This window comes from Methylobacterium oryzae, assembly GCF_036441375.1.
GTDB lineage: Bacteria > Pseudomonadota > Alphaproteobacteria > Rhizobiales > Beijerinckiaceae > Methylobacterium > Methylobacterium oryzae_A.
This window is the reverse complement of the sequence record NZ_MLCA01000010.1, coordinates 165,094-177,424: the sequence shown is the minus strand read 5'-3', so window position 1 is coordinate 177,424 and position 12,331 is coordinate 165,094. Positions and strand designations below refer to the sequence as shown.

The window sequence follows — 12,331 nt, the reverse complement described above, 5'->3', positions numbered from 1 at the left end:
GGCCCGTGAACGGCGGCGCATCCGCGCCCGTCGACGGCGGCCCGTCGCAGGGGATTGCCGGATGACCATCGACGAGGCGCGCGACGATTTCTCCCGCCTGCACCGCAGCTTCACCTTCCATCTCGGCGTCGCCGTGGGCCTGTCCTGGCTGACCGCCCTCTACGCCGCCTTCTACGCCCCCTGGGTGCGCAACATCCGGGCCCTGATCGATCCGACCGGCGGCTTCGACCGTGTCGAGAGCACGGTGTCCTACCTGTTCGCCATGCCGGCGGTCCTCACCCTCGCCTGGGTATCCGTCTATTTCGGCCGCGAGGCGCTGCGCCGCGCGCAGACGCTCTCGAACGTCGCCGTCGAGTTCGCGGCCGCCGCATTGGTGGCCTTCGGGATGTTCTATCTCTCGATCGACCGGGCGGTCGCGGCGCTCCACGCCGGCTTCTGAGGCAGGACGGGGCGGCGCGCGCCGCCCCGACGGCCGACTTACTGGATCTTCTCGAACAGCGGCTCGAACCGCTTGGCGGCCAGCTTGTTCTGCGGCACCGCCCTGGCCGCCTCCAGATTGTCGGGCTTGTCGCCGACCTGGACGAGGCCGACCATCCCCATAATGTAGTGCGGCGAGCACTTGATGCCGTAGAGGCCGGGCTTCTCGAAGGTCACGGTCTCCTCCTTGCCGACCACCGTCTTGAACGGCGCCGCGCCCTCGGGCGCCATGCCCTTGATCAGCTCGGCATTGTGGCCCTTGTCGGTCGGCACGAACCGCACCGTGTCGCCGGGCTGAATTTTCACGAAGGCCGAGTCGAAGACCATCATCCCGCCCGGACCGCTGTTCAAGGTCTTGATGGAGACCTCCGAAGCGTTCGCGCTCGCCATGGAGCCGATCAGAAGCATCGCGAGGAGTGGGGCTGGCCTGGGCATCTTCAGTCTCGAACGATTATGATGTCAATCGACGGGCTAGCCGATCCAACAAGCCTTACGGGTCGGCTCAGACCTCCGGCAAGCAATCGATGAATTCTTGCGGGAATTTATAAATCCTCCAGATCATCGGAGCGGTGCCGCATCCATGCGCCGGGCGCGCGGCCAGATTGCGCAGTTGCCCCGGCCTTCCAATGCGCCCGTCGCCCGTGTAAACGCGGGGCTCAACGACATTCCCGCCACGCGCGTCCGGGAGCAGGGCTTCAGTCAAGCCGTGCCCGATCGGGCGCGCTTGGCCTGAGAAGGCCCACGATGCCCAAACGCACCGACATCTCCTCGATCCTGATCATCGGTGCGGGTCCGATCATCATCGGACAGGCCTGCGAGTTCGATTATTCCGGCACCCAGGCCTGCAAGGCGCTCCGCGAGGAGGGCTACCGCATCGTCCTGGTGAACTCGAACCCCGCGACCATCATGACCGACCCGGACATGGCGGACGCGACCTATGTCGAGCCGATCACCCCGGAGATCGTCGCCAAGATCATCGAGAAGGAGCGCCCCGACGCGATCCTTCCCACGATGGGCGGCCAGACGGCGCTGAACTGCGCCCTGTCGCTGCAGAAGATGGGCGTGCTCGCCAAGTACGGCGTGCAGATGATCGGCGCGACGGCCGAGGCCATCGACAAGGCCGAGGACCGGAGCCTGTTCCGCGACGCCATGACCAAGATCGGGCTGGACACCCCGAAATCGGCGCTCGCCAACGCCTCCGCGGCCAAGAAGGCCGACCGCCAGGCCTACCTGGCCGAGATCGCCAGGATCGAGGCGGCGAACGCCGATCCGGCCGCGCGGCAGGCGGCGCTGGCGGCCTACGAGAAGAGCTGGGCGGCGGGCGAGACCGAGCGGCGCAAGCGCTACGGCGAGCACGCCATCGGGCAGGCTCTGATGGCGCTGGCCGAGGTCGGCCTGCCGGCCATCATCCGGCCGTCCTTCACCATGGGCGGCACCGGCGGCGGCATCGCCTACAACCGCGAGGAGTTCCTCGACATCGTCGAGCGCGGCATCGACGCGTCCCCGACCAACGAGGTGCTCATCGAGGAGAGCGTGCTCGGCTGGAAGGAGTACGAGATGGAGGTCGTCCGTGACCGGAACGACAACTGCATCATCGTCTGCTCCATCGAGAACATCGACCCGATGGGCGTGCACACGGGCGATTCGATCACCGTCGCCCCGGCGCTGACGCTCACCGACAAGGAATACCAGGTGATGCGCGACGCGTCGCTGGCGGTGCTCCGCGAGATCGGCGTCGAGACCGGCGGCTCGAACGTGCAGTTCGCGATCAACCCCGAGAACGGGCGCATGATCGTGATCGAGATGAACCCGCGCGTCTCGCGCTCCTCGGCCCTCGCCTCGAAGGCCACCGGCTTCCCGATCGCCAAGGTCGCGGCCAAGCTCGCGGTCGGCTACACCCTGGACGAGATCGCCAACGACATCACCGGCGGCGCGACCCCGGCCTCGTTCGAGCCGACGATCGACTACGTCGTCACCAAGATCCCGCGCTTCGCCTTCGAGAAGTTCCCCGGCGCCGAGCCGACGCTCACCACCGCGATGAAGTCGGTGGGCGAGGCCATGGCGATCGGCCGCTGCTTCGCCGAATCGCTCCAGAAGGCCCTCCGCTCGCTCGAGACCGGCCTGACCGGCCTCGACGACATCGAGATCGAGGGGCTCGGCAAGGGCGACGACCACAACGCCATCAAGGCGGCGATCGGCACCCCGACGCCGGACCGGCTCCTGAAGGTCGCGCAGGCCCTGCGCCTCGGCGTCAGCCACGAGCAGATCTACGCCTCCTGCAAGATCGACCCGTGGTTCCTCGAGCAGCTCCAGGCGATCATCGATCTCGAGAACCGCGTGAAGGCGCACGGCCTGCCGAAGACGGCCGGCGCCTTCCGCCAGCTCAAGGCCGCCGGCTTCTCGGACGCCCGCCTCGCGGTGCTGGCCAGGACCGACGAGGGCGCCGTCAGCGCGGCCCGGCGCGCCCTGGCGGTGCGCCCGGTCTACAAGCGGATCGACACCTGCGCGGCGGAGTTCAAGTCGCCCACCGCCTACATGTACTCGACCTACGTGGCGCCCTTCGCGGGCACCGTCGTCGACGAGGCGCAGCCCTCGGACCGCAAGAAGGTGGTGATTCTCGGCGGCGGCCCGAACCGGATCGGCCAGGGCATCGAGTTCGACTACTGCTGCTGCCACGCTTGCTTCGCGCTGTCGGACGCCGGCTACGAGACCATCATGGTCAACTGCAACCCGGAGACGGTCTCGACCGACTACGACACGTCCGACCGGCTGTACTTCGAGCCGCTGACCGCCGAGGATGTGCTGGAGATCATCGAGACCGAGCGGCAGGCCGGCACCCTGCACGGGGTGATCGTGCAGTTCGGCGGCCAGACCCCGCTGAAGCTGGCTCGGGCGCTCGAGGCCGCCGGCGTGCCGATCCTCGGCACCTCGCCCGACGCCATCGACCTCGCCGAGGACCGCGACCAGTTCAAGCGGCTCCTCGACAAGCTCGCCATGAAGCAGCCGAAGAACGGCATCGCCTACTCGGTGGAGCAGAGCCGCCTGGTCGCGGCCGATCTCGGCCTGCCCTTCGTGGTGCGCCCGAGCTACGTGCTCGGCGGCCGCGCCATGGCGATCATCCGCGACGAGACGCAGTTCGCCGACTACCTCCTCGACACGCTGCCGAGCCTGATCCCCTCCGAGGTGAAGGCCCGCTACCCGAACGACAAGACCGGCCAGATCAACACGGTCCTGGGCAAGAACCCGCTCCTGTTCGACCGCTACCTGTCGGACGCGGTCGAGGTGGACGTCGACGCGGTCTGCGACGGCAAGGACGTGTTCATCGCCGGCATCATGGAGCACATCGAGGAGGCCGGCATCCACTCCGGCGACTCGGCCTGCTCGCTGCCGCCGCGCTCGCTCTCGCCCGAGACCATGGACGAGCTGGAGCGGCAGACGAAAGCGATGGCGCTGGCGCTGAACGTGGTCGGCCTGATGAACGTCCAGTACGCTATCAAGGACGGCGTCATCTACGTGCTGGAGGTGAACCCCCGCGCCTCGCGCACGGTGCCGTTCGTGGCCAAGGTGATCGGCGAGCCGATCGCCAAGATCGCCGCCCGGATCATGGCGGGCGAGCCGCTGGCGACCTTCGGCTTGAAGCCCAAGGCCCTGCCGCACATCGCCGTGAAGGAGGCCGTCTTCCCCTTCGCGCGCTTCCCCGGCGTCGACGTGCTGCTCGGGCCGGAGATGCGCTCCACCGGCGAGGTGATCGGGCTCGACGCGAGCTTCGGCGTCGCCTTCGCCAAGAGCCAGCTCGGCTCCGGCACGCAGGTGCCGAAGGCCGGCGCCGTGTTCGTCTCGGTGCGGGATGCCGACAAGGCCCGAATCCTGCCGACCATGAAGCTCCTGTCCGATCTCGGCTTCACCATCCTGGCGACCGGCGGCACGCAGCGCTACCTGGTCGAGAACGGCGTCCCGGCCGAGCGGATCAACAAGGTTCTCGAGGGCCGGCCGCACGTGGTCGACGCGATCAAGAACGGCGGGATCCACCTCGTCCTGAACACGACCGAGGGGGCCGGCGCCCTGTCGGACTCGCGCTCGCTCCGGCGCGCGGCCCTCTTGCATAAGGTGCCGTATTACACCACTCTAGCCGGCGCGATGGCCGCGGCCGAGGGGATCAAGGCCTATCTAGAGGGCGATCTCAAGGTCCGCGCCTTGCAGGAATACTTCGCGGCCTGAACCTCAGGGTTCCGCTGACTTCATTTCATGGCCCGGAGAGAGTGCTGCACTCTCGGCCGGGCCTCTTCATTGTGGCGCGAGACGATGGCGATAGACAAAGTTCCGATCACGGTGCGCGGCTTCGCAGCCCTCGAGGAGGAGCTGAAGCACCGTCAACAGGTGGAGCGCCAGCGCATCATCCAGGCGATCGCCGAGGCCCGCGCGCTCGGCGACCTGTCGGAGAACGCCGAGTACCACGCCGCCAAGGAGGCGCAGTCCCACAACGAGGGCCGCGTCATGGAGCTGGAGAGCATGATCGCGCGCGCCGAGATCATCGACGTGACGAAGCTCTCGGGCAACAAGATCAAGTTCGGCGCCACCGTGAAACTCGTCGACGAGGACACGGAGGAGGAGAAGACCTACCAGATCGTGGGCGAGCCGGAGGCGGACGTGCGCTCCGGCCGCGTCTCCATCACCTCGCCGATCGCCCGCGCGCTGATCGGCAAGGGTGTCGGCGACACGGTCGAGGTCACCACGCCGGGCGGCGGCAAATCCTACGAGGTCGTCGCCGTCCAGTACGGCGGCTGAGGGATGCGTTCGCGTTCCTGGGGCCGGCTCGCCGGCCTGCTGCTCGGTGCCGTCGCGGGATCCGCGGCGGCGAGCGATTTTCCCCCGACCCCGGTCTTCTCCGACGTCCGGGTCGACGTGCGGCCGCTCCTCGACAAGGGCGCCGGTCCCCAGGCCGAGGCGCTGGCCGGCGACCTGACCGACGCCCTGCGGAAGAACTTCGCCGGCCGGATCGGCGGCCGCGGACCGCGCCTCGTGGTGGTGGTGACGAGCCTGTCGCTGCGGCCCTATGTCGGCAGCGGCGGCCTGCGCGGCTTCGGCGGCAACTTCCAGACCGACTACATGGAGGGCGAGGCACTGCTCGTGGGGCCCAAGGGGCAGGTGCTCGGGCGCTACCCGCAGATGACCGCGACGCCGTCGAGCTACGGCGGCGCGTGGTACGATCCGCAATTCGAGCAACGCCGCCTCGCCGCCATCGCCGACATCTACGCCCAGTGGCTCGCCCGCGACCTGCCGCGGGACTAGAAGACGGCCGCCGGCCCGGCCGGCGGCGTGGGGCGTAACCGGTGAGGAGCATGGCAAGCATCGACGTGTCGGAGGCGCAGACCGCGCCGGTCAGCAATCCGGACCCGCGGCGTGAGCGCCTGCCCGAACTCGCCCGCGCCCGCGCCTGGATCGTCACGGACGGCAAGGCCGGCGACGAGAACCAGTGCGTCGGAATCGCCGAGACCCTGGGCCTCGGTTTCGAGATCCGGCAGGTTCCGGCCTCCGGACCGTTCGGCTGGATGGCGCCCTGGGGACCGATCGATCCGCGCGAGGGGCCGCGCCGCCGCGCCGGGGCCCTGTCGGGCCCCTACCCAGACATCCTGATCGCCTCCGGGCGCCGGTCCGTTCCGTACCTGCGGGCGGTGCGGCGCGCCACCGGCGGCCGCACCTTCACCGCCTTCCTGAAGGATCCGCGGACCGGCGCGGACAGCGCCGACTTCATCTGGGTGCCGGATTACGACGACCTGCGCGGCCCCAACGTCTTCACGACCCTCACGGCGCCGCACCTCGTCACCGCGGCGCGTCTGGCCGCGGCGCGGGCCCGGCCGGATCCCCGGCTCGCGCGCCTCGACGGCCCGCGTGTGGCGGTGCTGGTCGGCGGTGACAGCCGGCATCTGAGCTACCGCAAGACCGACATGATCCGCCTCGTGGAGGATCTGCGCGGACTGGCCGAGCAGGGCTGCCGGCTCATGGTGACGATCTCCCGCCGGACGCCGAACCCGCTCCGCGACGCCGTGAGGGCGCTCGCCGCCGAGACCGGCGGGTTCCTCTGGGACGGCACCGGCGACAATCCCTACGTGGCCATGCTGGCGCTCGCCGAGGCGATCGTCGTGACCTCCGACTCGGCCAACATGGTCAGCGAGGCGGTGGCCACCGGCGCGCCAGTCCTGCTGTTCGACCTGCCGCGTACCTATATCCGGCATCGTCGCATGTTCGCCGGGTTGGCGATCGCCGGAGCGCTGCGGCCGTTCACCGGTCAGTTGGCAGATCTGACGTACAAGCCGATCGACGCGACGCCGGTGATCGCCCGGGCGCTCGCCGACGCCTATGCCGCGCGCCGCGCGGCCGGACCGGCCTGAGGAGACCGAGACAGATGGCCCATACCCACGCCAAGCTCGTGATCATCGGCTCGGGGCCCGCCGGCTACACGGCGGCGATCTACGCGGCCCGCGCCATGGTCGAGCCGCTGCTGATCTCCGGCTTCCAGCCGGGCGGCCAGCTCATGATCACCACGGATGTCGAGAACTACCCGGGCTTCGCCGAGGCGATCCAGGGGCCGTGGCTGATGGAGCAGATGCGTCTCCAGGCCGAGCATGTCGGCACCCGGATCGTCTCGGAATACATCACCAAGGTCGACCTCAAGCAGCGCCCGTTCCGCCTCGAGGCCGATTCCGGCGAGACCTATACCTGCGACGCGCTGATCATCGCCACCGGAGCCCAGGCCAAGTGGCTCGGTATTCCTTCCGAGGCGGCCTTCCAGGGCGGCGGCGTCTCGGCCTGCGCGACCTGCGACGGGTTCTTCTTCCGCGGCAAGGAGGTCGTGGTGGTCGGCGGCGGCAACACCGCGGTCGAGGAGGCCCTGTATCTCGCCAACATCGCCAGCAAGGTGACGGTGGTCCATCGCCGCGACAGCTTCCGCGCCGAGCGGATCCTGCAGGAGCGCCTGTTCAAGCACCCGAACGTCGAGGTGCTCTGGCACCGCGAGATCGCCGAGATCTGCGGCGTCCAGAAGCCGGCGCCGAACGTGACCCATGTCCGGCTGAAGGATCCGCGCTCGGGCGAGATCAGCGAGGTCAAGGCCGACGGCGTGTTCGTGGCGATCGGCCACCAGCCGGCCACCGCGATCTTCGAGGGCCAGCTGCCCATGCGCCACGGCGGCTACCTCACCGTGAAGCCCGGCACCACCGAGACCGAGATCCCCGGCGTGTTCGCCGCGGGCGACGTGACGGACGACGTCTACCGTCAGGCGATCACCGCCGCCGGCATGGGCTGCATGGCCGCGCTGGAGGCGGAGAAATTCCTCGCCAACCTGGAGATCGGCGAGAGCCCGGTCCAGGCCGCGGCGGCGGAGTGACGCCCGCTCCCGTCTCCGCGCCCTCCGCGCGGAGCCGCGGCACCCGGCATTTCAACAAGTTCGCGCGGCTTGCGCTTGCGCAGGACCATGCACTCTGTGCATAGGAGTGCTGACTGCGCCGGGATGCACCGATTGCATGCCCGCGCGGTGCCGAGGGCGGCCATCCGCGCACGGTACCGCGCAGTTCGCCCGGTGATCTGCCCGCCGCCTCGCGCCCACTCTCGATCGCGGGTGCGACCCGCGGGCGCGCGCTGGTAGGGGTTGTCGCCTTGGACTGGGACAAGATCCGGATCTTCCTCAACGTCGCGGAGGCGGGGAGCTTCACCAAGGCGGGCGACGATATCGGGCTCAGCCAATCGGCGGTCAGCCGCCAGATCAGCGCCCTGGAGCGCGAGCTGAAGGCGCCGCTCTTCCACCGCCATGCCCGCGGCCTACTGCTGACCGAGCAGGGCGATCTGCTGTTCCGCGCCGCGCGGGACATGAAGCTGCGCCTGGAGAATACCCGGGCACGCCTCGTGGAAACCTCCGAGCGGCCGACCGGCGATCTCAAGGTCACCACCACGGTCGGCCTGGGCACCTCATGGTTGTCGCAGCGGGTGGGCGAGTTCCTCGACCTCTACCCGGACGTGCGCATCGAGCTGATCCTCACCAACGAGGAACTCGATCTCGCCATGCGCGAGGCCGACGTGGCGATCCGCATGCGCCGCCCCGCGCAGCCCGACCTGATCCAGCGGCGTCTGTTCACCGTGCACTACCACGCCTTCGCGAGCCCGGATTACGTCAAGCGCTTCGGCGAGCCCAAGACCATCGAGGAGCTCGACGATCACCGCCTCGTCTCCTTCGGCGGCAACGAGCCCTCGTACCTGCTGGCGGCCCACTGGCTCGCCGATGCCGGCCGCGAGGGGCGCGACCGGCGCCAAGTCCACCTGACGGTGAACAATATCGGCGCCCTGCAGCGCGCGATGGAGGCCGGAGCCGGCATCGGGATCCTGCCAGACTACGCGGTGGACGGCGGCCAGCAGCTCGTGCAGGTGCTGCGCGAGACCGAGATGCCGAGCCTGGAGAGCTACCTCGTCTACGCCGAGGAGATGCGCTCGGTGGCGCGCGTGCAGGCGTTCCGCGACTTCCTCGTCTCGAAGGCGCAGCGCTGGACCTACTGAGCATCCGATGGTTGACTCCGGATTATCACGGAGACGATTCGATGCGCGCCGCTCTCTACGCCCTGATCCTCGTCGCGGGATCGACCGGTGCGATGGCGGATGACTGCGCGGAAGCTTGGTACCAGCGCAACCTGATCTACAAGCAGGCCGGCTACTGCTTCACCACGCCTCGCGCGATCCGGACCTTCGGCAACGCGGATTGCCGGTACGACGCCATGGACCGCGTGCCGCTCTCGCGGCAGGAGCAGGCGGCCGTTGCGGATCTGCAGGCCTTCGAGCGGGCCCATGCCTGCCCGCGCTGAGGGGCGGGCTGACGGCGCGGATGGTGATGCGACGTAGGCGCCGTTTCGTCTGGACCGGAGCCGCGCCAGCGCGGCTCCGGCGGGTCCGCGCTCACACGAACAGGCGCTCGCCCTCGAGGCCCTTGTAGAGGCCGGCGACCTGCTCGCCGTAGCCATTGTAGATCAGCGTCGGCACCCGCTGATCGGTGCCGAGGACGCGCTCGGTCGCCTGGCTCCAGCGCGGGTGCGGCACGGCCGGGTTCACGTTGGCCCAGAAGCCGTACTCCGAGGCCTGCAGGCCCTCCCAGAAGGTCTTCGGACGGTCGGCGGTGAAGGAGATTTTCACGAGCGACTTGGCCGACTTGAACCCGTACTTCCACGGCACCGCGACGCGGATCGGCGCGCCGAACTGGTTGGGCAGCGGCTTGCCGTAGATCCCCGTGACCATGAAGGCGAGGTCGTTGCCGGCCTCCGCGAGGGTCAGGCCCTCCGTGTAGGGCCAGGGATAGAAGAAGGCCCGCTGGCCGGGCGCCATCGCCTTGTCCATGAAGGTCTCGAAGCGGATGTACTTCGCGCCGGAGGTGGGCTTGGCGAGCGCCACGAGCTTCGCCAGCGGGAAGCCGGTCCACGGCACCGCCATCGACCACGCCTCGACGCAGCGGTGGCGGTAGAGCCGCTCCTCCAGGCCGACCTTCCGGATCAGGTCGTCGACGCCGATCTCGAACGGCTTCTCCACGAGGCCGTCGATCTTCAGGGTCCAGGGCTGCGTCTTGAGGGCGTTGGCGGCCGGCAGCACCGTCTTCGACGTGCCGAACTCGTAGAAATTGTTGTAGTCGGCGCTGAAGCGCTCCGGCGTGAGGGGGCGGTCGAGGGTGTAGGCAGGATTTTGCGGTGCCGGGTACAGCGGCTGGTCGCCCGCGGCAGCGAGGGCCGCGCGGCCGCCCAGGAACGAGCCGGCCGCGAGCCCGGCCGCGCCGCCGATCAGGGCCCGCCGATTCAGGAAGACGGCCTCCGGCGTCGCCAGATGCTCCGGAATCTCCCAACCGCGCCCGCGCTTGATCAACATGGCCGTCTCCTCGGATCTCCTGCGCGCACAACCCACAGATCGGCCGCGGCCGACAGGGGCGCAAGCGCCGCAGCCTCACCTTTCGGCGAACGGCGCGCAGGGGTTACGCCCTCCGCGAGCGGCACCGGGACGCAGGCCGTCCTCCCCCGCGCGGGCGACGCTCAGGCCGGCGGCGTCTCGTCGCGCAGCATCCGCCGCAGCACCTTGCCGACATTGGTCTTCGGCAGGGTCTCGTGGAGCACCACGCGGCGGGGCACCTTGTAGCCGGTGAGCTGGGTGCGGGCGTGCGCCCGCAGGATATCGGTGGAGACCGACGGATCCTTCAGGACCACGTGGGCCACCACCATCTCGCCGGTCTCCTCGCTCGGCGCGCCGACCACCGCGCATTCGAGCACGGCCGGGTGGGCCGCCAGCACGTCCTCGACCTCGTTCGGGTACACGTTGAAGCCGGAGACGAGGATCATGTCCTTCATCCGGTCGACGATCCGGACTTGGCCGTCCGCCTGCAGGATGGCGACGTCGCCCGTCCGGAAGAAGCCGTCCGCGGTCATCGCCCGCGCGGTCTCCTCCGGCCGGTTCCAGTAGCCGCGCATCACCTGGGGCCCGCGCACGCAGATCTCGCCCGGCTGCCCGTTCGGGAGGGGCTGGCCGGAGATGTCGCGGATCGAGACCTCCGTGGAGGGCAGCGGGTAGCCGATCGTCCCGGAGAAATCGCGCATCCCCCGCGGGTTGACGCACACGACCGGCGAGGTCTCGGACAGGCCGTAGCCCTCGATGATCGTGTTGCCGGTCAGGGCCTTCCAGCGCTCGGCCACCGCCCGCTGGACGGCCGTGCCGCCGCCGACCACGAAGTCGAGATTGGAGAAATCCACCGTGCCGATCTTCGGATGGTTGATCAGCACGTTGAACAGGGTGTTCACCCCCATCAGGTGGGTGAAGCGCGTCCGGCTGAGCGTCTTGACCATTCCGTCGCAGTCGCGCGGGTTCGGGATCAGCAGGCAGGCGCCGCCGCTGCGCATGAACTGGAAGAAGCAGGCGGTCAGCGCGAAGATGTGGTAGAGCGGCAGGGCCGTGACCACGCAGCGCGCGACGCTCGGGTCCTTCGAGTTGAACCAGAGCTGCGACTGCTCGACATTCGCCATGATGTTGCGGTGACTCAGCATGGCCGCCTTGGCGATGCCCGTGGTGCCCCCGGTATATTGCAGGAAGGCGAGATCCTCCGGTTCGACCGCCACGGAGGCGCGCGGCATCGATCGGCCCTGACGGAGCACGGTGCCGAACGGGATCGCGAGGCTCTCCGGCAGGCGGAACGGCGGCACCGCCTTGCGGACGTGCCGGCTCGCGAGGTTGATCACCTGGCCCTTGAGCCCGAGCCCGTCGCCCGGACCCACGAGGACGACCCGCTCCAGGGCCACGTCGGGCAGGGAAGCCGCGATCGTGGCGCCGAAATTCTCCAGGACGATCAGGATCCGCGCGCCGGAATCGTTGATCTGCTGCGCGCATTCCCGGGGGGTGTAGAGCGGGTTGGTGTTGACCACCGTCCCGCCCGCCAGGAGGACGCCGAAGATCGCCACCGCGTAGGCGGGGACGTTCGGCAGCATGATGGCGACGCGGTCGCCCTTCGCCAGGCCCTGCCCGCGCAGCCACGCCGCGAGATCGCGCGCCTGCTGGCCGAGCGTCGCGTAGGTCATGGCGGAGCCGAAGCACAGCGTCGCCGGCCGGTCGGCGAAGGCCGCCACGCTGGTCTCGAACAGGTCGACCAGGGTCCCGAGGCCCGCGACGTCGATCTCCGCCGGCACGCCGGGCGGGTAGGAGGCCAGCCAGGGCCGGTCGGAGGACCCGCCGCCCGGCGCGGCCGGCATCGCTCCGGCCGTGGCGGCTCGAGCGCCGTGCTCCATCACGTTCGCCTCATGCATCGCGATGCCTCCCGCGGGCCCGACTCTCGAGGCCGAGTCCCGCAACG

Annotated in this window: 11 protein-coding genes; 8 read left to right on the top strand and 3 right to left on the bottom strand. The window is 69.5% G+C overall.

The window, feature by feature from the left end; all coding sequences use genetic code 11:
• Positions 1-61: 61 nt before the first annotated feature.
• Entirely contained in the window at positions 62-439 is a 378-nt protein-coding gene (locus tag MOTC310_RS19125) for a hypothetical protein (RefSeq protein ID WP_331302943.1), read from the top strand.
• A 38-nt stretch (positions 440-477) separates the two neighbouring features.
• On the opposite strand, the gene MOTC310_RS19120 is transcribed toward MOTC310_RS19125, so the two are convergent.
• Positions 478-912: a pseudoazurin gene (locus MOTC310_RS19120; RefSeq protein WP_419539933.1), complete on the bottom strand. Its 435-nt coding sequence runs from the start codon at positions 910-912 to the stop codon at positions 478-480.
• Between the two features lie 309 nt (positions 913-1,221).
• Between MOTC310_RS19120 and carB the strand changes: the two genes are divergently transcribed.
• The 7 genes from carB (at position 1,222) to MOTC310_RS19085 (ending at position 9,323) form a co-directional block, all read left to right on the top strand.
• Positions 1,222-4,695: a carbamoyl-phosphate synthase large subunit gene (gene carB, locus MOTC310_RS19115; RefSeq protein WP_331302942.1), complete on the top strand. Its 3,474-nt coding sequence runs from the start codon at positions 1,222-1,224 to the stop codon at positions 4,693-4,695.
• A gap of 90 nt (positions 4,696-4,785) precedes the next feature.
• Positions 4,786-5,262, top strand: coding sequence for a transcription elongation factor GreA (gene greA, locus MOTC310_RS19110; protein WP_170861838.1), 477 nt, complete (start codon positions 4,786-4,788; stop codon positions 5,260-5,262).
• 3 nt (positions 5,263-5,265) lie between these two features.
• Positions 5,266-5,766 carry a hypothetical protein gene (locus tag MOTC310_RS19105; protein ID WP_331302941.1) on the top strand — a complete coding sequence of 167 codons (501 nt, stop codon included), beginning with the start codon at positions 5,266-5,268 and terminating at the stop codon, positions 5,764-5,766.
• Positions 5,767-5,816: 50 nt separating this feature from the next.
• Positions 5,817-6,866, top strand: a complete 1,050-nt coding sequence (locus tag MOTC310_RS19100; protein WP_331290161.1) for a mitochondrial fission ELM1 family protein — start codon at positions 5,817-5,819, stop codon at positions 6,864-6,866.
• A 14-nt stretch (positions 6,867-6,880) separates the two neighbouring features.
• Positions 6,881-7,861, top strand: coding sequence for a thioredoxin-disulfide reductase (gene trxB, locus MOTC310_RS19095; protein WP_331302940.1), 981 nt, complete (start codon positions 6,881-6,883; stop codon positions 7,859-7,861).
• A 269-nt stretch (positions 7,862-8,130) separates the two neighbouring features.
• Positions 8,131-9,021, top strand: coding sequence for a LysR family transcriptional regulator (locus MOTC310_RS19090; RefSeq protein WP_091779385.1), 891 nt, complete (start codon positions 8,131-8,133; stop codon positions 9,019-9,021).
• A 41-nt stretch (positions 9,022-9,062) separates the two neighbouring features.
• Positions 9,063-9,323, top strand: coding sequence for a YARHG domain-containing protein (locus MOTC310_RS19085; RefSeq protein WP_331290163.1), 261 nt, complete (start codon positions 9,063-9,065; stop codon positions 9,321-9,323).
• Positions 9,324-9,414: 91 nt separating this feature from the next.
• On the opposite strand, the gene msrP is transcribed toward MOTC310_RS19085, so the two are convergent.
• On the bottom strand, positions 9,415-10,368 hold the full coding sequence (gene msrP, locus MOTC310_RS19080; RefSeq protein ID WP_331302939.1) for a protein-methionine-sulfoxide reductase catalytic subunit MsrP: 954 nt from the start codon (positions 10,366-10,368) through the stop codon (positions 9,415-9,417).
• Positions 10,369-10,529: 161 nt separating this feature from the next.
• A complete protein-coding gene (locus MOTC310_RS19075) occupies positions 10,530-12,284 on the bottom strand; it encodes an AMP-binding protein (protein WP_419539932.1) in 1,755 nt (584 codons plus the stop codon).
• Positions 12,285-12,331: the final 47 nt, after the last annotated feature.